The 21492-nt window shown below is 72.3% G+C and carries 19 protein-coding genes; 16 read left to right on the top strand and 3 right to left on the bottom strand.

The window, feature by feature from the left end:
• The first annotated feature begins 124 nt into the window (after positions 1-124).
• The 12 genes from ACGF3A_RS21290 to ACGF3A_RS21345 all read left to right on the top strand — a co-directional run bounded on the left by ACGF3A_RS21290 (position 125) and on the right by ACGF3A_RS21345 (position 14773).
• Entirely contained in the window at positions 125-1291 is a 1167-nt protein-coding gene (locus ACGF3A_RS21290) for an exo-alpha-sialidase (RefSeq protein WP_393731771.1), read from the top strand.
• Positions 1288-2613 (top strand): ABC transporter substrate-binding protein, encoded by a 1326-nt coding sequence (locus tag ACGF3A_RS21295; RefSeq protein ID WP_393731772.1) that lies wholly within the window; start codon positions 1288-1290, stop codon positions 2611-2613. The genes ACGF3A_RS21290 and ACGF3A_RS21295 overlap by 4 nt, the downstream gene beginning before the upstream one ends.
• Complete coding sequence (locus ACGF3A_RS21300) at positions 2610-3584, top strand: carbohydrate ABC transporter permease (protein ID WP_393731773.1); 975 nt, start codon at positions 2610-2612, stop codon at positions 3582-3584. Before ACGF3A_RS21295 ends, ACGF3A_RS21300 begins: the two co-directional genes overlap by 4 nt.
• Complete coding sequence (locus tag ACGF3A_RS21305; RefSeq protein ID WP_393731774.1) at positions 3581-4444, top strand: carbohydrate ABC transporter permease; 864 nt, start codon at positions 3581-3583, stop codon at positions 4442-4444. The genes ACGF3A_RS21300 and ACGF3A_RS21305 overlap by 4 nt, the downstream gene beginning before the upstream one ends.
• A 41-nt stretch (positions 4445-4485) precedes the next feature.
• Complete coding sequence (locus ACGF3A_RS21310; RefSeq protein ID WP_393731775.1) at positions 4486-5295, top strand: TrmH family RNA methyltransferase; 810 nt, start codon at positions 4486-4488, stop codon at positions 5293-5295.
• Positions 5296-5336: 41 nt separating this feature from the next.
• Positions 5337-6440: a substrate-binding domain-containing protein gene (locus tag ACGF3A_RS21315; RefSeq protein ID WP_393731776.1), complete on the top strand. Its 1104-nt coding sequence runs from the start codon at positions 5337-5339 to the stop codon at positions 6438-6440.
• A gap of 402 nt (positions 6441-6842) precedes the next feature.
• A complete protein-coding gene (locus ACGF3A_RS21320; RefSeq protein WP_393731777.1) occupies positions 6843-8201 on the top strand; it encodes an ABC transporter substrate-binding protein in 1359 nt (452 codons plus the stop codon).
• Positions 8198-9190: a carbohydrate ABC transporter permease gene (locus tag ACGF3A_RS21325; protein WP_393731919.1), complete on the top strand. Its 993-nt coding sequence runs from the start codon at positions 8198-8200 to the stop codon at positions 9188-9190. Before ACGF3A_RS21320 ends, ACGF3A_RS21325 begins: the two co-directional genes overlap by 4 nt.
• A complete protein-coding gene (locus ACGF3A_RS21330) occupies positions 9187-10050 on the top strand; it encodes a carbohydrate ABC transporter permease (protein ID WP_393731778.1) in 864 nt (287 codons plus the stop codon). Before ACGF3A_RS21325 ends, ACGF3A_RS21330 begins: the two co-directional genes overlap by 4 nt.
• 415 nt (positions 10051-10465) lie before the next feature.
• Positions 10466-11473 (top strand): hydroxyacid dehydrogenase, encoded by a 1008-nt coding sequence (locus ACGF3A_RS21335; RefSeq protein WP_393731779.1) that lies wholly within the window; start codon positions 10466-10468, stop codon positions 11471-11473.
• Positions 11470-13410, top strand: a complete 1941-nt coding sequence (locus ACGF3A_RS21340; protein WP_393731780.1) for a DUF2264 domain-containing protein — start codon at positions 11470-11472, stop codon at positions 13408-13410. The genes ACGF3A_RS21335 and ACGF3A_RS21340 overlap by 4 nt, the downstream gene beginning before the upstream one ends.
• 43 nt (positions 13411-13453) lie before the next feature.
• Positions 13454-14773 (top strand): MFS transporter, encoded by a 1320-nt coding sequence (locus ACGF3A_RS21345; RefSeq protein WP_393731781.1) that lies wholly within the window; start codon positions 13454-13456, stop codon positions 14771-14773.
• A 58-nt stretch (positions 14774-14831) separates the two neighbouring features.
• On the opposite strand, the gene ACGF3A_RS21350 is transcribed toward ACGF3A_RS21345, so the two are convergent.
• On the bottom strand, positions 14832-15071 hold the full coding sequence (locus ACGF3A_RS21350) for a hypothetical protein (protein WP_393731782.1): 240 nt from the start codon (positions 15069-15071) through the stop codon (positions 14832-14834).
• Positions 15072-15139: 68 nt separating this feature from the next.
• Between ACGF3A_RS21350 and map the strand changes: the two genes are divergently transcribed.
• Together map and ACGF3A_RS21360 are read left to right on the top strand one after the other, a co-directional pair.
• A complete protein-coding gene (gene map / locus ACGF3A_RS21355; protein WP_393731783.1) occupies positions 15140-15997 on the top strand; it encodes a type I methionyl aminopeptidase in 858 nt (285 codons plus the stop codon).
• A 109-nt stretch (positions 15998-16106) separates the two neighbouring features.
• A complete protein-coding gene (locus ACGF3A_RS21360) occupies positions 16107-16799 on the top strand; it encodes a heme oxygenase (biliverdin-producing) (protein WP_393731784.1) in 693 nt (230 codons plus the stop codon).
• On the opposite strand, the gene ACGF3A_RS21365 is transcribed toward ACGF3A_RS21360, so the two are convergent.
• On the bottom strand, positions 16783-17268 hold the full coding sequence (locus ACGF3A_RS21365; RefSeq protein ID WP_393731785.1) for a GNAT family N-acetyltransferase: 486 nt from the start codon (positions 17266-17268) through the stop codon (positions 16783-16785). The genes ACGF3A_RS21360 and ACGF3A_RS21365 overlap by 17 nt on opposite strands.
• 128 nt (positions 17269-17396) lie before the next feature.
• Between ACGF3A_RS21365 and ACGF3A_RS21370 the strand changes: the two genes are divergently transcribed.
• Together ACGF3A_RS21370 and ACGF3A_RS21375 are read left to right on the top strand one after the other, a co-directional pair.
• Positions 17397-18590 carry an RtcB family protein gene (locus tag ACGF3A_RS21370; protein ID WP_393731786.1) on the top strand — a complete coding sequence of 398 codons (1194 nt, stop codon included), beginning with the start codon at positions 17397-17399 and terminating at the stop codon, positions 18588-18590.
• A 352-nt stretch (positions 18591-18942) separates the two neighbouring features.
• Positions 18943-20523, top strand: coding sequence for a TIGR03086 family metal-binding protein (locus ACGF3A_RS21375; protein ID WP_393731787.1), 1581 nt, complete (start codon positions 18943-18945; stop codon positions 20521-20523).
• A 12-nt stretch (positions 20524-20535) separates the two neighbouring features.
• Here the strand turns inward: ACGF3A_RS21375 and ACGF3A_RS21380 are convergent, their stop codons facing one another.
• Complete coding sequence (locus tag ACGF3A_RS21380) at positions 20536-21429, bottom strand: LysR family transcriptional regulator (protein ID WP_393731788.1); 894 nt, start codon at positions 21427-21429, stop codon at positions 20536-20538.
• Between the last annotated feature and the right edge of the window lie 63 nt (positions 21430-21492).

The following is a 21492-nucleotide window of genomic DNA, read 5'->3' on the forward strand; positions in this document are numbered from 1 at the left end:
AAAGGAGTCGGACGGAGGGCGCGCCTACGCGTTCATGTCCCGTTCCTTGACGGCCCGTTGCCCTCTGCCTACCGTTCGCGACAGGACAAGGGACGTCCTACGTCTGGCAGTTGGGGGCCGCTCCATGCCGCACGACAGACTTGAGCACGACAGACTTGAAACAGCTGACACCCCGGACTCCGGGACCCTCGCCGACTCCGTGCCGTTCCGGGCCGGGAGCGAGGGGTACGCCAGCTTCCGCATCCCCGCCTGCGTCGGCCTGCCCGACGGGTCGGTGCTCGCGCTCGCGGAGGGCCGGGTCGACTCGTCGTCCGACAGCGGGAACATCGACATCGTCCAGAAGAGATCCACCGACGGCGGCCTGACCTGGGGCCCGCTCAAGGTCACCGCCGAGAACGGGACCGGCACCGCCGGGAATCCCGCGCCCGTCGTCCTCGACGGCGGGCGGCTGCTCCTCGTGTACGTACGCAACGCCGCCGGGGCGACCGAGGACCGGATCCGGCGCGGTCTCGTGTCCGCGGCCGACGGGCGCCGCGTCTGGGTGCGCCACAGCGACGACTGCGGCGAGACCTGGAGCGCGCCGCGTGAGATCACCGGGTCCGTGAAGGATCCCGCCTGGCGCTGGTACGCGACGACGCCGGGCCACGCGATCCAGCTCGCCGTCCCGCCGTGCACGGGGCGGATCGTGGTGCCCGGCAACCACTCCACGCCGCCCACTGTGCCGGGCGACAACGGCACCGAGGGCCGCTACAACGGCGGCCACGACCTGCTCTCCGACGACGGCGGCGAGACCTGGCGGCTCGGCTATCTCGACGACAACCCCGACGGCTGGGTCAACGTCAACGAGACGACCGCCGCCGAACTCCCCGACGGGCGCGTCTACTTCAACACCCGCAACGACGCCGACGCGCCCGGCAACCGGGCCGACGCGTACTCCACGGACGGCGGCGCCACGCTCGTCGCCCCCTTCCAGCCCAAGCCCGAGCTGATCACCCCCGTCGTCGAGGGCAGCGTCCTGGCGCTCCGCGACCCCGACCTGCTGCTCTTCTCCTGCCCGGGCCACCCCGAGACCCGGCACCGGATGACCGTACGGGCGAGCACCGACGGGGGCGTCACCTGGCAGGACGTGCACGTGGTGGACGAGCGCCGGGCGGCCTACTCCGACCTGGTCCGGGTGGACGACGCGACGGTGGGGCTGCTCTACGAGACGGGCGACACCAGCGCGTACACCACGATCACCTTCCGGCGGATCCCGGTCTCGGAGCTGGTCCCCCCGGAGGAGATGCCATGAACGACATCAGGAGGCGCACGCTGCTCGGCGGCGCCGCTGCCGCCGGGCTCTCCGGCTCCGTCCTGGCCGGATGTGGCGACGGGGACGACGGGGACAAGCCCGAGGGCCGTAAGAAGGGCGAAAAGATCAGCCTCACCTTCTGGACCTGGGTCCCCGGCATCGAGAAGGCCGTGGCCCTGTGGAACGAGAAGCACCCCGAGGTCCAGGTCAAGGTCGAGAAGGTCTCCCCCGTGGACGGCGCGCAGTACGCGAAGATGCACGCCGCGATCAAGGCGGGCAACCCGCCCGACCTGGGCCAGATCGAGTACCCCAACGTCCCCGGGTTCCTGCTCGACAACGGGCTGCTGGACCTCGCGGAGCACGGCGTGAAGGAGTCGGAGTCCAAGTTCACCGGCTGGCAGTGGAAGCAGTCCGTGTTCGAGGACTCGGTCTTCGCCGTCCCGCAGGCGTCCGGGCCCATGGGCCTCTTCGTGCGCAAGGACCTCTTCGACAAGTGGAAGATCGACGTCCCGCAGACCTGGGACGCGTACGAGGCGGCGGCGCGGAAGATGCGGGACGAGGGCGCGTACATCGAGACGTTCGCGCCCACCAACGGCAACCGCTTCGCGGGCTACGCCTGGCAGGCCGGGGCCCAGTGGTTCCGGATCAAGGGCGACACCTGGACGGTGACCCTGGACGACGGCCCGACGCGGAAGGTCGCCGACTACTGGGAGCACCTGGTCAGGGAGAAGCTGGTGCTGACCGAGCCCGACCGGCAGAACGCCTGGTACAAGCACATCCAGACCGGCAAGATCACCGCCTGGCTCGGCGCGAGCTGGGGCGACGCGCTGCTCGTCGGCAACGCGCCGAAGACCAAGGGCAAGTGGCGCGTCGCGCCCCTCCCCCAGTGGAAGAAGGGCGGCAACGTCCATGTGAACTGGGGCGGTTCGACCACGGCCGTCTTCAAGAAGACCGAGTACCCCGAGGACGCGCGGGAGTTCGCCGTCTGGCTCAACTCCGACCCGGAGTCCGTGCAGCTCCTGATCAAGGGCGGCGCGGGCTGGCCCGCCGCGAAGGAGGGCTGGGAGCCCTCCGACACGGAGAGCGCCCGCGACTTCTTCGGCGGCCAGCACTACAGCGAGGTCTTCGCCGCCGCCGACAAGGCCGTCGACACGAGCTGGCAGTGGGGACCCCAGATGGACACCGTCTACCAGCGCCTGGGCGACGCCTTCACCGACGCGGTCTCGGACAAGGGGACCTCCTTCCGCGAGGTCCTCAAGAAGGTCCAGCGTCAGACAGTGGAGGACCTGAAGGGCAAGGGCCTGAAGGTCAGTTCAGGATGAGACCTTCAGGGGCGCGGGGAACTGCGCGACGAGCCACGACGCGCCCGAGGACGCCGACGCGCAGAAGTCCCCGAGCTCGACGCGACCTCCTCTCCGCAGCGGGGTTCCTCGGCCCCTTCGGCCTCCTCTTCCTCCTCACCTTCGTCGCCCCCATCGGATACGCCGTCTACCAGTCGCTGCTCAAGCCGACCCGCTCGGGCCCGCTCGGCCTGGGCGGGTCGGGCGAGGCGTTCGCCGGGCTGGACAACTACCGGCACGCGCTGGAGGACGACCGCTTCCTGGCCGGATTCGCGCGCGTACTGCTGTTCGCGGCCGTGCAGATCCCGCTGATGCTCGTCCTGGCCACGGCCCTCGCCCTCCTCCTGGACGCCGCCTCGGCACGCTGGGTCGGCTTCTTCCGCACCGCGTACTTCCTGCCGTACGGCGTGCCCGGGGTGATCGCCTCGATCCTGTGGGGCTTCCTCTACGTGCCGGGGATCAGCCCTCTGGTGGAGCTGGCGCACGGCGTGGGCTGGGACGTGGACTTCCTGTCGCGCGGCACGGTGCTCTGGTCGATCGCGAACATCGTGACCTGGCAGTTCACGGGGTACAACATGCTCGTCCTGATCGCGCAGCTCAAGGCCATCCCGACCGATCTCTACGAGGCGGCCCGGATCGACGGCGCCTCGTCCTGGCAGACCGCGCGCCACATCAAGCTGGCGCTGATCCGCCCCGCGCTGGTCCTCACCACCGTCTTCAGCATCATCGGCACCATCCAGCTCTTCGCCGAGCCGATGGTCCTCAAGCCGCTCGCCTCGGCCATCGACTCCGGCTACACGCCGAACCTGCACGCCTACCACGAGGCCTTCAAGGGCAACAACCAGTACGTCGCCGCCGCCGAGGCCGTGCTGATCGCGACGGTCGCGTGCGTACTGTCGTTCGGCTTCCTGCGGCTGGTGGGACGGCAGCGGGAGAGGGACGGCGCCGGGTGAGGGGGGCGAAGAGCGTCCACGACGTCCCCGTCCGCCACCGGATCCTCACCGCCTCGCTCCTCGCCGTGGCCGCCCTCTACTTCCTGCTCCCCGTCTACTGGCTGGTGGTCTCCTCCACCAAGTCGAGCGGCGACCTCTTCGGCACGTTCGGGCTCTGGTTCGCCGACCCGCGCCCGTTCGAACGCCTCGGGGACATGCTGCGGTTCAACGACGGGATCTTCCTGCGCTGGACCCTCAACAGCCTGCTCTACGCGGGCGGCGGCGCCCTCGCCGCGACCCTCTTCTCGGCCGCCGCCGGATACGCCCTCGCCATCTACCGCTTCCCGGGCCGCGAGGCCGTCTTCAACACCGTGCTGGCCGGGGTGCTGCTCCCGCACACCGTGCTGGCGCTCCCCCTCTACCTCCTCTTCAGCGAAATGGGCCTGGTCAACACGTACTGGGCGGTCCTCGTCCCCAGCATGGTCAGCCCCTTCGGCGTCTACCTGTGCCGGATCTACGCGGCCGCCGCCGTCCCCGTCTCCCTCCTGGAGGCGGCGCGGATCGACGGCGCGAACGAGCTGCGGATCTTCCGTACCCTCTCGCTGCGGCTGATGTCCCCGGCGCTGGTGACGGTCTTCCTCTTCCAGTTCGTGCACATCTGGAACAGCTTCTTCCTGCCGCTGGTGATGCTCTCCGACTCCGACCTCTATCCCATCCAGCTCGGCCTGACGACCTGGCAGGGCTACGCGGACCGGCAGCCGGAGCTGTACCAGTACACGGTCGGCGGGGCGCTGCTCTCCGTCGTCCCGCTGATGGTCCTGATCGGCGGGCTCCAGCGGTACTGGCGGACGGGTCTCACGGAGGGCAGCGTCAAGAACTGAGCGTCGGGAACTGAGCCCGCGCCGCCGCGTAGGCTCGCGGGGTGAAGATCACCACCCGAAACGCCCGTTTCCAGCAGTGGCAGTCCCTGCTCGCCAACCGCAACAAGCGGCAGCGCGCGGGCGAGTTCCTGGTCCAGGGCGTCCGCCCGATCACCCTGGCGCTGGAGCGCGGCTGGCCGCTGCGCGCCCTGCTGTACGCCGACGGGGCGCGGCTCTCGCGCTGGGCCGCCGAGACCCTGGACACCGCGCCGCGCGGCACCGACCGGATCGCGATGGCCCCCGAGCTCCTCGCCGAACTGAGCGAGCGGGACGAGGCCGACGCCGAGCTGGTCGCGGTGGTGGAGACGCCGCCGGACGACCTGGGCCGACTCGACGTCCCCGACGACTTCCTGGGCGTCCTCCTGGACCGCCCCACGAGTCCGGGCAACGTCGGCTCGATCATCCGTTCCGCCGACGCCTTCGGCGCGCACGGCGTCGTCGTCACCGGCCACGCGGCCGACGTCTACGACCCCAAGTCCGTGCGCGCCAGCACGGGTTCGCTCTTCGCGCTGCCCGCCGTACGGGTGGGCTCCCCGCGCGAGGTGACGGACTGGCTGGAGGCCCACCCCGCCGTACAGGTCCTCGGCACCGACGAGCAGGGCGCCACCCGCCTCCAGGACGCGGAGCTGACGGGCCCCGTCCTGCTGCTGGTCGGCAACGAGACGACGGGGCTCAGCTCCTTCTGGCGCGAGCGCGCCGACGCCATGCTCAGCATCCCCATCCGCGGCGCGGCCAGCTCCCTCAACGCGGCGAACGCGGCGACGACGGTCCTCTACGAGGCGGCACGCCAACGCGGCACCGACGATCGGTAGGATCCCCAGAAACGGTCAAACGAAAGTGGGGCGGGGCGGGGATGCGGGAGTCGGCCGGCGTACGGCGCGAGCGGATAGTCGGGGTCGTACGGGCGCGCGGCGAGGTGCGGGTCAGCGACCTCGCGGCCGAGCTGGACGTCTCGGTCGTCACCCTGCGCAGGGACGTCGAGGAGCTGGCCCGCGAGGGCCGGGTGCGGCGCGGCCACGGCGTCGTACGCTCGCTGGACCCGGCCGGCGGCAAGGAGACCGCGCCGCTCACCGCCGGGGACGCGGTCGGGCTGATCGTCCCCGAGCACCACTCGTACCTCTTCGAGGCCGTACGGGGCGCCCGGGACGTCCTGGAGGCGGCGGGCGTCCGGATGGCCATGCACATCGCGGGCCACGTGCCGGGCGCCGAGCGCGCGATGGCGCGGCAGGCGCTGGAGCGCGGGGCGCGCGGACTGCTGATCGCGCCCCGCTGGCGCACGGCGGACTCGCCCGCGCTGGACGAGGAGTGGCTGGCCGGACTCACCGTCCCCGCGGTGCTGATGGAGCGCCGCCCCGCGCCCGGCAGCCCGCTGCACGCGATGGACTCGGTGCGCAGCGATCACTGGTACGGGGCGCATCTCGCGCTGGAGCATCTGATCGGCCTCGGGCACCGGCGCATCGTGCTGGCCGCCCGCGACGACAGCCCCACCGCGCGCACGCTGCGTGCCGCGTTCGCGGAGATCGCCGAGGCGCGGCCCGAGGTCGAGGACTGGACGGTGGTCCTCTCCTCGCGCGGCGCGGCACCGGTCCCGCCCGCCGAGGGCACGGGCGGCTCGGCGCCCCTGGTCGACCTCGGCACCGTACTGCGCGAGCGCCGCGCGACGGCGGCGGTGCTGCACGCCGACGTGGACGCGCTGATGCTGGTGCAGCAGCTGCAGGACGCCGGTGTGAAGGTGCCGGAGGAGTGCTCTGTCGTGGCGTACGACGACGTGGTCGCGGCGCTCGGCAGCACGCCGCTCACGGCTGTGTCGCCGCCGAAGGAGGAGATCGGCCGAGCCGCGGCCGAGCTCCTTCTCCGCCGGCTGGACCGTGTCCGGGGTGCGGCTCCTGAGGCGGTCCGCCGCCTCGAACTCCTCCCCGAACTAAAAGTCCGCGGCTCAGCGATTCCGGCCAAGTAGCCGAACAGGAGCTGCCCCAGCTTCTCCCTCCGCTCCTGCGGAGCTTGGGAAGTCTGCGCAAGGCGCAGGGTTGGCAAGCGCAGCCCCCCACGCCGGGTGCCCCGCGCACAAGAGCCGGGTTCGGGGTGCCCCGGGCTGTGCTTCGCGGGCTGCGGCCGCGTCGTGGCTTGTCGCGCAGTTCCCCGCGCCCCTAGGGAGAAGGGGCAAGCCCAGAGGTGTCGTGACCGGGCGCGCCCCGCGGCGGAGCCGCAAGACAAACACAGCCCCGGGCCCCTGAGGGAGAAGGGGCGAGCCCAGACGTCTTGGTGGGCCCTGGGGGCAAGTCGTGGGCTGGTGCGATCGTTTGACCGGGTTGGGTTTCTTCTGATCGATCCATTGACCCGATCCGGAAGAGCGATCAAGATGCCGGTGATCCCCCTCCAGCCCAAGGAGGCACCGTTGCGTCGACACAGCCGTCGATCGCTGCTCACCGCGAGCGCCGCACTTCCCCTTGTCCTCGTACCCGCCTGCTCGGGAGGCGATTCCGGCCGGGGCGAGGGCCGGGGCGGCGGTCCCGTCCGGCTCACCTTCTGGTCGTCGCTGCGCGGCAGCCAAGAGGTGGTCGACGCCTTCAACAAGAGCCAGAACCGCATCCGTATCGACTTCGAGCAGGTGCCGTCCGGCCAGCAGGGCGGTTACGCCAAGCTGAGCAACGCGGCCCGCGCGGGCAACGCGCCCGACATCGCGACCATCGAGTACCCCCAAGTACCCGGCTTCGCCATCGACGGCGTCGCCCGCGACCTCACCCCGCTCCTCGGCGAAGGGCTGCGGAAGAAGCTGCTGCCGCAGGCGCTCGCTCTGACGACGTTCGAGGGCCGTACGTTCAGCGTTCCGCAGGACGTCGAGCCGATGGTCTTCCTCTACCGCAGGGACCTGTTCGCCAAGTACGACGTCCGGGTGCCCCGCACCTGGCCGGAGTTCGAGCGGACCGCCCGTACGATCAAGCGGAGGGCGCTCGGCGCCCGTATCGCCACCTTTCCCACCGACGGCGGGCACCATCTCGCGGGCCTCGCCTGGCAGGCGGGGGCGCGCTGGTTCGACACCAAGGGCGGTGCCTGGACCGTGGGCATGACCGACGGGCCGACCCGCAAGGTCACCGCGTACTGGCAGCGCCTCATCGACGAGGAGCTGGTCTTCCTCAACCCCGTCGACACCCAGGCGGGCACGGCCCAGGTCGGCCGCGGCGACGTCTTCGGCAAGATCACCGGCGCCTGGGACGCGGGCGGCACGATGTCCGCGCAGCCCGGCCAGAAGGGCAAGTGGGGCGTGGCCCCGCTCCCCCAGTGGGACGGCGGGCGCCCCCGGCTCGGCACGCATGGCGGTTCGACGTTCGCCGTCACCAAGGACAGCCGGCACCCCGAGGAGGCCATGGAGTTCATCGAGTGGCAGGTCTCCAGCCAGGCGTCGTGGAAGGCCCGCCTCTCCAGCGGCATCAGCACCCAGTACCCGGCCGTCACCGAGCTCGTCCCCTTCCTCCGCAAGGCCATGGACACCAGCTTCTTCAAGGGCCAGGACATCTACACGCTCTTCGACGAGGAGGCGGGCCACCTCTCCGAGGAGTGGACCTGGGGGCCACGGATGACCGCCACGCTCAAGACCGTCCAGGACGGCCTGGCCCGCGCGGGCGACGGCGAGGGCACGGTCCTCGGCGCCGTCGAGGAGGGCCAGCGCGCCACCATGCCCGACCTCAAGTCGCTGGGCCTCAGAACGAGGGAGCGCTGACGATGACGACCACGACATCCGCGACGACGACCGTGCGCGCGGAGGACGAATCGGCCTCGCCCCGCGCCCGTACGGCGCCCAAGCGCACGGCCAGGCGGCGCGAACTCGGCGCCTGCGGGGCGCTGATGACCCCCTTCTTCGCGCTCATGCTGACCGTCTTCCTCATCCCGGTCGGCGGCGCCGTCTACCTCAGCTTCTTCAGCGACGACCAGCCCGGCCTGGGCTTCGGCCCCGAGCGCACGGTCTTCGCGGGGCTGCGCAGCTACGAGGCCGTGCTCTCCGACCCCACGTTCCTGGCGGGCCTCGGCACCACCGCGCTCTACTGCCTCTTCTACCTGCCGCTGCTCGTGATCCTCTCGCTCGCCCTCGCGCTGCTGCTGGACTCGGGCGTCGCCCGGCTGCGCCGTACGGCTCAGCTCTCGCTCTTCCTCCCGCACGCCGTGCCCGGCATCATCGCCGCGATCATCTGGCTGTACCTCTACACGCCGGGCCTGAGCCCCGTCGTCGAGCTCCTCAGCAAGGCCGACATCACCGTCGACTTCCTCGGCGTCCACACGGTGCTGCCCTCCCTGGTCAACATCGCCCTGTGGAGCAACCTCGGCTACAACGTGGTGATCTTCTACGCCGCGCTCCAGGCCGTGCCCCGCGAGGTCCTGGAGGCGTCCGTCGTGGACGGCGCGGGCCCCGTCCGCACCGCGCTCCAGGTCAAGGTGCCGCTGGTGCGGCCCTCGGGGGTGATGGTGCTGATGTTCTCCCTGATCTGGTCGCTCCAGCTCTTCACCGAGCCGATGCTGCTCAGCCAGTCCACGCCGATCGTCGGCAGCCGCTTCACCCCGAGCATGTACATCTACGACGCGGCCTTCACCCGCAACAACTACGGCCTGGCGGCTGCCGCCTCGGTCGTCCTGCTGGTCGTCACCATCGCCCTGTCCTACGGCGTCAGCCGCTGGACGAACCGGGCCAACGAGCCGGAGGAGGCCGTCCGTTGAACACCCGTACCCGTCGGCAGGGCCCGCGCGGTCTGCTGGGCAGGGGCGCCGTCAACGCCCTGGTCACCCTGTCCGTCCTCTACACCCTGCTGCCCGTGCTGTGGCTGCTGCTCGCCGCCACGAAGAACCGCGACGCGCTCTTCAGCGCCGACCTGCTCTCGCTGGGCGACTTCTCCTTCCTCGCCAACCTCTCCGACCTCTTCTCCATGGAGGACGGGATCTACGGCCGCTGGTACGTCAACAGCCTGCTGTACGCGGTGCTGGGCGCGCTGATCGGCTCCATGGTGAGCGTCGCGTGCGGCTACGCCTTCGACAAGTACCGCTTCCGGCACAAGGAGAAGCTGTTCGGGCTGGTGCTCGCCGGGGTCATGGTCCCGCCGACGGTCCTCGCGCTGCCCCTCTATCTGATGGCGTCCAAGGTCGGCGTCGTCAACACCTTCTGGTCCGTCTTCATCCCCGTCCTCTTCAACCCCTTCGGCGTCTACCTCGGCCGCATCTTCAGCCAGGGCTACATCCCGAACGAGGTCCTGGAGGCGTCCCGCATGGACGGCGCCGGCGAGCTGACGACGTACTTCCGGGTGTCCCTGCGGATGCTGGGTCCTGGCCTGGTCACGGTCTTCCTCTTCCAGCTCACCGCGATCTGGAACAACTTCTTCCTGCCGATGGTGATGCTGTCCGACCAGAAGCTGTTCCCTGTGAGCCTGGGCCTGTACGTCTGGAACAGCTCGGCAGTGGTGACCCCCGACTACTACCCCGCCGTCATCATGGGCTCCCTCCTCGCCGTCCTCCCCCTGATCGCCGCGTTCCTGCTGCTGCAGCGGTACTGGAAGTCCGGCCTTACGGCGGGTTCGGTGAAGTGACGGTGCCGTTTGCAGAGAGCGCCGCGCCTGTCCTGGCCCCCAACTGCCGCGTGCGGGCACGCTTGCGGCGGCCCAGCATCTGCCCCGCCGCCAGCCTTGCCGACTGCGGGTGCGTCGTGGCCGATCGCGCAGTTCCCCGCGCCCCTGACGGGGCACTTTCCGCGCCCGGCGGTCGCGCCCACGCGGCGGAGCCGCACATGGACACAGCCCCGCGCCCCTGATGGGGCACTTTCCGCGCCCGGCGGTCGCGCCCACGCGGCGGAGCCGCACATGGACACAGCCCCGCGCCCCTGACGGGGCACACCTGACTTCTCCCTGCTGCGCTTGGGCAGTCTGCGCCAGGGGCGCAGGGTGGGCAAGCGCAGCACCACCCACCGGGGCGCACCCGGCAACGCACCGCAACCCCAGGAGACCGATGACCGTCCGTCCTCGTGCCGCACTCGCCATGTCCCCCCGCGCCGCCGAGGCGGTGATGACGCCGGACGCCCGGGGGGCGTTGGGTGAGGTCACCGACCTCTCCCCCACCCTCCTCGACGACTTCCGGACCGACGAGGCGCGGCGGACGCTCGCCGATGTCGAGATCCTCGTCACTGGGTGGGGGTGCCCGCCCCTGGACGAGGCCGCACTCCAGCGCGCGCCCCGCCTGCGCGCGGTCGCGCACACCGCCGGCACCGTCAGGGGCCACGTCACCGAGGCCGCGTGGCGACGCGGCCTCGCCGTCTCCTCGGCCGCGTCGGCCAACGCGCTGCCCGTCGCCGAGTACACGGTCGCCATGATCCTGCTGGCCGGGAAGAGGGTGCTGGAGTCGGCCGACGCGTACCGTACGGCGCGCGCCCGCAGCGACTGGCTGCATCCCGATCCGCGGCGCGGCAACTACCGCCGTACGGTCGGCATCCTGAGCGCCTCCCTCATCGGCCGCCGCGTCATCGAGCTGCTGCGCCCGTACGACCTGACCGTCCTCCTCCACGATCCGTACGTCTCCGAGGACGAGGCGGAGAGGCTCGGGGTCGGCCTCGTCCCGCTCACCGAGCTGTTCGGCCGCTCCGACGTGCTCTCGGTCCATACGCCGCTCCTGCCTGCCACCCGCGGTCTCGTCAGCCGTCCGCTCCTCGCCGCGCTGCGCGACGACGCGACGCTGATCAACACCGCGCGCGGCGCCGTCGTCGACCAGGACGCGCTCACCGACGAGCTGCGCGCGGGCCGCCTCCGCGCCGTCCTGGACGTGACCGAGCCGGACGAGCTGCCGCCGGACCACCCCCTGTGGGAGTGCCGGAACGCGCTGATCACCCCGCACATCGCGGGCTCGCAGGGCAACGAGCTGGCGCGGCTCGCCGATCTCGCGATCGCCGAGGTGCGCCGCTGGGCGGCGGGCGAGGGCTTCGCGCATCCCGTGCACCACGACAGGCTGGAGTTCCTCGCATGACGTACGCACTCCGACTGCCGCCCGAGGACCGGGAGCTGAGCCCGTACACCGGGTGGACGCGCGCGCACTGGGAGGCCACCGCCGACGGGATGCTGCGGGCGGCGTGGCGGTGGGCGACGCCGGGTGGCGCGCTGCTCGACCTGCCGGGGCGGCCCTCCGTCTCCGGGGTGCGCTCGGACGGGCTTGAGGGGTACGCGCGTACGTTCCTGGCCGCCGCCTTCCGCGTCGCGGGAGGCGAGGGGCAGGACCCCGACGGGATGCTGGCGCGGTACGCGGACGGGCTCGCGGCGGGCACGCGCACGCCGGGGCGCGACGACGCCGAGTCGTGGCCGGTGATCCTGGACCACGCCACCGCCGGGCAGCCCATGGTGGAGTCGGCGTCTGTCGCGCTCGGGCTGCGGCTGACCCGGCCGTGGCTGTGGGACCGGCTCGACGACGGCGTACGGGACCGGGCCGAGGCCTGGCTGCGGGGCGCGCTGCGGCACACCCCGGCGCCGAACAACTGGTACCTGTTCCCGCTCACCGTCGCCGGGTTCCTGGAGTCGGTGGGGCGGGGGGACCGCGAGACGGCCGCCGCGATCGAGCGGGGGCTCTCGCTGCTGGACGGCTGGTACCGGGGCGAGGGCTGGTACGCGGACGGCGACGGGCGCGCGTTCGACCACTACAACGGCTGGGCCCTGCACCTCTATCCGCTGCTGCACGCCCACCTCGCGGGCGACGGGGCGCTGGCGGGGCGGTACGGGCCACGGCTGCGCGCCCATCTGGAGAGCTTCGGCCTGCTCTTCGACGGCAACGGCGCGCCCCTCCACCTGGGCAGGTCGCTCACCTACCGCTTCGCCGCGGGCGCGGCCGTGGGGCTGGGGGCGCTGACCGGGCACACCCCGCTCGCGCCCGGCGTCTCGCGGCGACTGCTGAGCGGGACGCTGCGCCACTTCCTGGACCGGGGCGCGCTCTCGGCGGAGGACGGGCTGCTGACGCTCGGCTGGTACGGGCCGCACGAGGCCTCGCTCCAGAACTACTCGGGCCCGGCCTCCCCGTACTGGGCCTCGAAGGGCTTCACCGCGCTGCTCGTCCCGGAGGACGACCCGCTGTGGACGGCGCGCGAGGAGGCCGCGCCGAGCGAGGGGCCCGACCGCGCGCTGGCGGTGGCGGCCCCCGGGCTGCTGGTCCAGACGACGCGCGGCGACGGCGGCCTGGTCCGGGTCCACAACCACGGCAGCGACCATGTCCAGCCCGACGGGGGCGAGTCGGCGGCGGACGAGCTCCCGCTGTACGCGCGCTTCGCGTACGCGACACGCACGGGCCCGACGGCCCGCGCGAACGTCGCCGACAACCATCTCGCCCTGGCACTCGCCGCGCGGCCCGGCGCGTGGAGCGTACGGCGCCGCATCCACCCGCTGGGCGCGGCGAGCGCGCCGGACGGCTCCTGGGGCTGGGCCGCGTCCTGGCACCGGCCCGCCTTCCCGGCCGGTACGCCGGGCGTGCCGGGCGTACGCGTCGAGAGCGTGACGTTCGTCCGGGGCGCGGACGAACTGCGGGTCCACCGCGTCGTCGGCGCCCCGCCCGGCACCCGCGTCCGGCTGACGGGCTGGGCGACGGCGGAGGACGTCGCGAGCACCCTCACCCCGCTGCGCGGCTGGGACGAGGGCGACGAGGCCGTCCTCCTGCGGGCCCCGCAGGGCACGGCCTTCGCGCGCTGGGCGGAGGTTCCCGCGCTGTTCGGCGGCGCCGAGGGCACGGGGGTGTGCGCGGCGCTGGCCTCCCTCTCGGGAACGGGAACGGGAACGGGATCGGGCACGGGCCGCGCGGGGGCGCTCCCGGACGTCGAGGGCGACGCGGACTCCCTGACCGCCGTCTGGGACGACGGGCTCCGCGTCCGTATCGCCTTTGTCCCGGAGCTGACGGTGACCGTCGGGGTGGCCGTCGGCCGGGCGTAATTCGGTTGCCGGGGCGCGCGGGGGCACCGGAGCATGGACGCTCGTGTCTCCTCGCGCGCTCCTTCCGGACCTGGCTCCATGGCGCTCTTCCCGTGACTTCCGGCTGCTGTGGTCGGCGGGTCTGGTCACGGTGTTCGGCAGCTTCCTCACGTTCGTCGCGCTGCCGCTCCAGCTCAAGGAGCTGACGGGCTCGACGGTGGCCGTCGGCGCGCTCGGCGTGGTCGAGCTGGGCCCGCTGATCGTCTTCGGGCTGTACGGCGGGGCGCTGGCCGACGCGATGGACCGCCGCAAGCTGATCCTGTGGAGCGAGGTCGCGCTCGGCCTGATCGCCCTGGGCCTGCTGGGGAACACGCTGCTGCCGCAGCCCATGGTCTGGCCGCTGTACGCGGCGGCGGCGCTGACCAGCGCGGTGACCGGCGTGCAGCGCCCGGCGCTCGACGCGATCGTGCCGCGCATCATCGCGCACGACCAGCTCAGCGCGGCGGCGGCGCTCAACTCGCTGCGCTGGCAGGTCGGCGGCGTCGCGGGCCCGGCCCTGGCGGGGCTGCTGATCGCCTACGCGGGCCTGGAGACGGCGTACGCGCTGGACGTGTTCTCCTTCGCCGGTTCGCTCGTCCTCTCCTGGCGGATCGCCCCCTCGCCCCCGGCGCACGACGCGCGCCCGCCCTCGCTGAGCGGCATCGCCGAGGGCGCCCGGTACGCGTGGAGCCGCAAGGAGCTGCTGGGCACGTACACGATCGACATCGCGGCGATGCTCTTCGCGTTCCCGCTGGCCCTCTTCCCCTTCCTGGCCGACCAGTTGGACGCGCAGTGGGCGCTGGGGCTGATGTACGCCTCGCTGCCGTTCGGCTCGATGCTGGTCAGCGGGACGAGCGGCTGGGCCTCGCGGGTGCACCGGCACGGCCTCGCGGTGGTGCTGGCGGCGCTGGGCTGGGGCGCGGCGGTGACGGTGGCGGGCCTCGTGGACAACGTGTGGCTGGTGCTGCTCTTCCTCACCCTGTCGGGCTCGTGCGACATGGTGAGCGGGATCTTCCGCTCCACGATGTGGAACCAGACGATCCCCGACGAGCTGCGCGGCAGGCTGGCCGGGATCGAGCTGCTGTCCTTCTCGGCGGGCCCGCACCTCGGCCAGCTGCGCGCGGGCGGCATGGCGTCCCTGACCTCGGTCCGCACCTCGGTCTGGGCGGGCGGCCTGATGTGCGTGGCGGGGGTGGGGCTGCTGGCCCTGGCGCTGCCGAAGCTGATCTCGTACGACAGCCGGACGAACGAGCACGCCCTCGCGAAGCGTGGCGGGCATGTTGTGCCGGGTGAGGACGCGGTGGGCAGTGCAGGCGGCGATGCCGCAGCGGGCGGCCGGCCGTAGCGGGCCGATGCGTGCCTCACGGCGCGGTTGCAGGACGTGTGTCCCCGGGACAACACATCTAGGGGGTGTCCTCGTTCCCCCTGGGGCTGCCGCTGCTCCAGCGCGGGTCGTTCTCCCATTCGGAGGTCCGCTCGCGGGCGGTGTCGAGCGCGTGCTCGGCCTCCTCACGGGTGGAGTAGGGACCCATCCGGTCCTTGCCGGGGGACTGCGGGCCTTCCTCGACCTGTCCCGTTTCGACGTTGTAGAAGAAGTCGCCCGGCTTGCCGATCAGCCGCTGCTTCCGCTTGAAGAGAGCCATGCCCCCATCGTCGCGCACCGTCCCGTGCGGCGCAGCACGCCGGGGGCGGCGCCATTAGACTCGCGGGCATGTCTGGCCAGTCGCTTCTTGTCCCCGGCACGGTCTCTCCCCGCCGTCCCGTGCCCCCGTCGATCGCCCGCCCCGAGTACGTCGACAAGCCCGCGCCCGCGCCGTACCAGGGGCCCGAGGTGCAGGACGCGGAGACGATCGAGCGGATGCGGACCGCGAGCCGGATCGCCGCGCGGGCGATGGAGGAGGCGGCGAAGCACATCGCGCCGGGCGTCACCACGGACAAGCTCGACGAGGTGGCGCACGACTACATGGTCGACCACGGCGCGTACCCCTCGACGCTCGGCTACCGCAACTTCCCCAAGTCGCTGTGCACCTCGGTCAACGAGGTCATCTGCCACGGCATCCCCGACTCCACGGTGCTGCGCGACGGGGACATCGTGAACCTCGACGTGACGGCGTTCATCGGCGGCGTCCACGGCGACAACAACGCGACCTACCTGGTCGGCGACGTGGACGAGGAGTCCCGGCTGCTGGTGGAGCGCACCCGGGAGGCGCTGAGCCGGGCGATCAAGGCCGTGCGGCCGGGCCGTCAGATCAACATCATCGGCCGGGTCATCGAGTCCTACGCCAAGCGCTTCGAGTACGGCGTGGTCCGGGACTTCACGGGCCACGGGATCAACACCTCGTTCCACTCCGGCCTGATCGTCCCGCACTACGACGACCCGCGCGCGACGACGGTGATCAAGCCCGGGATGACCTTCACCATCGAGCCGATGCTGACGCTGGGCACGTACGAGTGGGAGATGTGGGACGACGGCTGGACGGTCGTCACGAAGGACCGCAGGCGCACGGCGCAGTTCGAGCACACCCTGGTCGTCACCGAGACGGGAGCCGAGATTCTCACGCTCCCCTAGGTTTGAGCGGACCTCCTCTTTTTCCGACAGCATGTCGGCAACTGGTTGACTTAGGTAAGCCTAAGTAGCAGGATCGAGCATAGCCCGTCCTGCTCCGAGGAGGTCCGCCTTGTCCTCTCCTGCCGCCGATCCCGCAGCCGATCCCGCCGTCGACACCCCGTTCTCGACCCTGATCCGCACGGCGTCGCGCGACGCGCACACCGAGGCGCACGACACCGCCTTCATGGGCGAGATGCTCGGCGGCAGACTCGGGCGGGAGGCCTATACGCGCTACACGGAGCAGCTCTGGTTCGTCTACCGCGCGCTGGAGGGAGCGGCGGACACCCTGTCGGCCGACCCGGTCGCGGGCCCCTTCGTGCGCGGCGAGCTCTTCCGCCTGCCCTCGCTGGAGCGGGACCTCGACCATCTGCACGAGGGCACCGCCTGGCGGGACACGCTCACCCCGCTCCCGGCCACCGCGGCGTACGTGGACCGGATCGGCGAGGTCGCCGGGGGCTGGCCGGGCGGCTATGTCGCCCACCACTACACCCGCTATCTCGGCGACCTCTCCGGCGGCCAGGTCGTCCGCGACGTCGCGGAGAAGACCTGGGGCTTCGCGCGCAAGGGCGACGGCGTCAGGTTCTACGTCTTCGAGGACATCTCCAACCCGGCCGCCTTCAAGCGCGAGTACCGCGCGCTGCTGGACGCCATCGCGGTGGACGACCTGGAGAAGCAGCGCGTCGTCGACGAGTGCAAGCGGGCGTACGCGCTGAACATCGCGGTCCTCCAGGACCTCGACGTCCGCTTCAGCCTCTCAGCCTGACCTCCATCACGAAGCCGCCCTCCACGCCCGCCTCGGCGTCCGTACGGACGAAGCCGTGGCGGGCGTAGAGGCGCTCGGCGGCGACATTGCCCGTCGCCACGTCCAGGCTCATGGCCCTGAGGCCCCACGCACTCGCGCGGTCCAGGGCGAAGGTGACGAGCTGGTCGGCGGTGCCCGTGCCGCGGGCCTCGGGCGCCACCCACATCGAGACCAGGTGGCCGGTCAGGTGGCCGGCCCCTTCCGGCCCGTGCCGGAGCACTCCTGCGAGGCCGCGGGGCCCCTCGGGGCCCTCGGCGAGGAAGACCCCGCCGCCCGCCAGCCTTTCCCGCCAGCGAACGTCGGTGAACGCCGACTCGCGCGCGAGCGTCGAGCCGAACGCCTCGGGCGCGTCGGCGAGCGCGGCCAGCCGGACCCTCCGGTAGAGGGCCCAGTCCGCCTCGTCCAGCACCCGCACCGTGGTCGTCGTCATGGGACGAGCGTGGCAGCGGGGACGCGGGAGCGGCAAACGGGTTTCGCGGAAAAGGCGTTGCGGGTGCAGACGGCGCGCTGGGCACAATGACGGGGTTCTTGGAATTTCTCAGGGGGAGTTGACCCGTCATGTCTCATGTCGAGATGCCCGGCGCCAAGGTGCCGATCCGGATGTGGACCGATCCGTCCACCGTGGAGGACGGGGCACTCCAGCAGCTGCGGAACGTCGCGACGCTGCCCTGGATCAAGGGCCTCGCCGTCATGCCCGACGTGCACTACGGGAAGGGCGCGACGGTCGGCTCCGTCATCGCGATGCGGGGCGCCGTGTGCCCGGCGGCCGTCGGCGTCGACATCGGCTGCGGGATGTCCGCGGCGAAGACGTCGCTGACCGCGAACGACCTGCCCGGTGACCTCTCGCGGCTGCGCTCGAAGATCGAGCAGGCCATCCCGGTGGGGCGCGGCATGCACGACGACGCCGTGGGCCCCGACCGGGTGCACGGGCTCCCGACGTCCGGCTGGGACGACTTCTGGTCGCGCTTCGACGGCGTCGCGGACTCCGTGAAGTTCCGGCAGGAGCGGGCCACCAAGCAGATGGGCACGCTCGGCGGCGGCAACCACTTCATCGAGGTCTGCCTCGACGAGGACGGCGCGGTGTGGCTGATGCTGCACTCCGGATCGCGGAACATCGGCAAGGAGCTGGCCGAGTTCCACATAGGCCAGGCCCGCAAGCTGCCGCACAACCAGGGCCTGATCGACCACGACCTCGCGGTCTTCGTCGCGGACACCCCGCAGATGGCGGCCTACCGGCACGACCTGTTCTGGGCGCAGGAGTACGCGAAGCACAACCGCGCCCTGATGATGGGGCTGCTCCAGCAGGTGGTCCGCAAGGAGTTCAAGAAGGCGAAGCCGACCTTCGAGCCGACCATCTCCTGCCACCACAACTACGTGGCGGAGGAGCGGTACGAGGGCATGGACCTGCTCGTCACCCGCAAGGGCGCGATCCGCGCGGGCAGCGGCGAGTTCGGCATCATCCCGGGCTCGATGGGCACGGGCTCGTACATCGTGAAGGGGCTGGGGAACGCCGCGTCGTTCAACTCCGCCTCGCACGGCGCGGGCCGCCGGATGAGCCGGAACGCCGCGAAGAAGCGGTTCTCTGCGCGCGACCTGGCCGAGCAGACGCAGGGCGTGGAGTGCCGTAAGGACTCGGGCGTCGTGGACGAGATCCCGGGCGCGTACAAGCCGATCGAGCAGGTCATCGACCAGCAGAAGGATCTGGTCGAGGTCGTGGCGAAGCTGAAGCAGGTCGTCTGCGTCAAGGGCTGACGCCCGGTTCGCCGGGTACCCCTGTGCCGATTCCGGGGTGCCCCGTCCTGTGCGTCGCGGGCCGCGGGAGCGCGGTGGCTGGCCGCGCAGTTCCCCGCGCCCCTGACGGGGCGCTCCCGGAAGCGCCCCGTGAAGCGCCCCGAAGGGGCTGCTTCAGGGGCGCGGGGAACTGCGCGCCAAGCCACGACGCACCCGCGGCCCGCGACGCGCAGCAAGAGGCATCCCGGACCCGGAAGTTCAGGGAGCGGCGCTCTGCGCTCCGGTGCTGCTTGACTCTCCCACGAAGGGAGAGTCGAGAGTGGAGCACATGCGCACGGACGACGGGTCACGGCCCACGTGGAGCATCGGGGCCGTGGCACGGCAGACCGGACTGCCGGTGAAAGTGGTCCGGCACTGGTCGGACGTCGGCGTCGTGGCACCGGTCGGCCGGACCGCCGGAGGGTACCGGCGCTACGACACCGACGGTGTGGCCCGGCTGCACCTGGCCCGCACTCTGCGGGACCTGGGGATGGGGCTCGGGGAGATCCGGGCCGCCCTGGGTCGCGAGGACGGGCTCACCGAGGTGGCCGCCGCGCACGTCGAGGCTCTGGAGGCGCGGATCCGCCGGCTGCGGACCCACCAGGCCGTCCTGCGTACCGTCACACGTCGCACCACCCACGAAGGACTCGCCCTGATGACCCGTACCGCCCACATGTCCCCGGACGAACGTCGCAAGCTGGTCCACGACTTCCTCACCGACACGCTCGGCGATCTGGACGTGCCCCACTTCCGCGAGGGGCTCCTCGCGGCCGGGTCCGACCTTCCGGAGGATCCCACCGACGAGCAGGTAGAGGCCTGGCTGGAGCTGGGCGAGCTGGTCGCCGAGGGAGAGCTGCGTCCCGCCATGCGGCGCATGGCGGAGCACGCCGTCCGTCACGGGCAGGGAGAGCGGGCAGAGCGGGCAGAGCAAGGAGCACAGGGAGCGCAGGACGCTGCCGTGGCGGAGGAGATGCGCGCGCTCACGGGCGTCTGGACCGCGCACGTCCGCGAGGCGATGCGGGCCGGTGTCGCGGCCGACTCCCCGGCCGCCGACCAGGTCGTCGCCGACATCGTCGCCGCCTGGCTGCCCAGCCGTGCGAACGCCGGTCCCGCCGTGACCTCCGACGGCGCCGAGGCCCGCGGAATCCTGCGCGAGCAGCTCACCGCCGCGGCCGAGCCCCTCGTCGAGCGCTTCTGGCAACTGCTGTGCGTCCTCGGCGGCCGCCCCGTACCCGCCGGGATCGCCGAGGAGGGGCAGTGGCTGACCACCGCCCTGCGCGCCAACCCCGCGCCCGGCGCGCGCGACGTCCGGCTCGAAGCCCTCTACGCGGACGGCGCCGATCCCTGGCCGGGCGGTGTCCTGGAGGCCTTCGCGCGTGTCCAGGACACCGTCGGCGCGCTCGTGCGCGCGACCGCGCCGGACCGGTTCGGCCTGCCGACCCCCTGCGAGAGCTGGACCGTCCGGGACCTGCTCGACCATCTGGTCTGGGAGAACATCGCCTGGGGCGCGCTGGCTCGGGGCGCGCCCCCCGGCGAGGGCCACGACGAGGACCACCTCGGCGACGACCACGTCGCCGCCTTCGAGACCGCCGCCGCCAAGGCGCGCGAGGCCTTCGGGCAACCGGGCCTGCTGGAGCGCTCCTTCGGCCCCGCTCCCGGCCGTCGCCTGGTCGAGCAGCTCCTCGTGGAGTTGCTCGTGCACGGCTGGGACCTCGCGGCGGCGCTCGGCCGTGACCGCGACCTGGAGCCCGGCATCGCGCGCGCCGCGCTGCCGGTCGTCCGGGAGATCTACGGCGATCTGCCCCGCACCACCGGCGGATCCCTCGCCCCCGCCCAACCCGTCCCCGCCCCTGGGCGCGCCCCGGCTCTCGACCACGTGGCCGCGTACCTCGGCCGCCGCCTCCCGCCGCGCTGACCGGCGGCGCTCCTAGGCGGTTTCTGCCGCCGCAGACCTCAGTTCGCGGATCAGGGCCCGGACCAGGGCGGTGCGGGCCAGTTCCGGGGTGGTGACGTATCCGACGGAGCGGGTCGGGCGGTCCGGGCCGAGATCGGTGATCTCGACCGTGGGCGGTGCTCCGGTCAGGGAGAGCCGGGGCAGCACGGCCATGCCGTGGCCCCCGCTCACCATCGAGAGCACCGCTCCGTCGTCCTCGGCCTGGACCGTGGCCTTCGGGAGCCACTCCTGCCCGGCCCACCACGTACGCGTGTACGAGCTGCAGTTCTCGGCCCAGTCGACGAGCGGCAGCGAGCGCGGCGCGGGGTGGCCCGCCGGGTGGACCAGGGCGTACCCCTCCTCGACCAGCTCTCCCCCGAGCAGCCCCGGCGGCACGGGGGAGCTCGTGCCGAGGGTGGCGATGCCGAGGTCCGCGCGCCCCTCGGCGACCTCGCCCGCCGTGCCGGGCCCCAGTTCGCGCACCATCCGCACCTCGGGGGTGACGCCGGGGTGGCGGGCGCGGAGCGCCTCCAGCGCGGGCGGCAGCAGGTGGAGCGCCGCGCTGCGGAAGGCCGCGATCCGCAGCACTCCGGAGAGGGCCCCGGGTGCGGCGTCCCCCTCCGTCGCGCCCCGCACCTCGGCGCCCATGAGGTCGAGCAGCCGCAGCACGCGCCGGGCGTGCCCGACCGCGCGGGTTCCGGCGGCGGTAGGGCTCGCGCCCCGGCGGCCCCGCTCGAAGAGCACAGCGCCGAGCTTGCGCTCGCTGGTGCGTACGGAGTGGCTGACCGCGGACTGGGTCATGCCCAGCGTCGTCGCCGCCGCCGAGAAGCCGCCCTCCTCCGCGACGGCGACCAGGACGCGGAGTTCATGGGGTGCCAGGTCCGGCATCAGCGCTCTCACCTCGTGCTATGAGGACGATCGATGGTTTCGCCCGTTCCATCGACGCACCCT

It is taken from the genome of Streptomyces sp. NPDC048172, assembly GCF_043202595.1.
Taxonomy (GTDB): Bacteria; Actinomycetota; Actinomycetes; order Streptomycetales; family Streptomycetaceae; genus Streptomyces.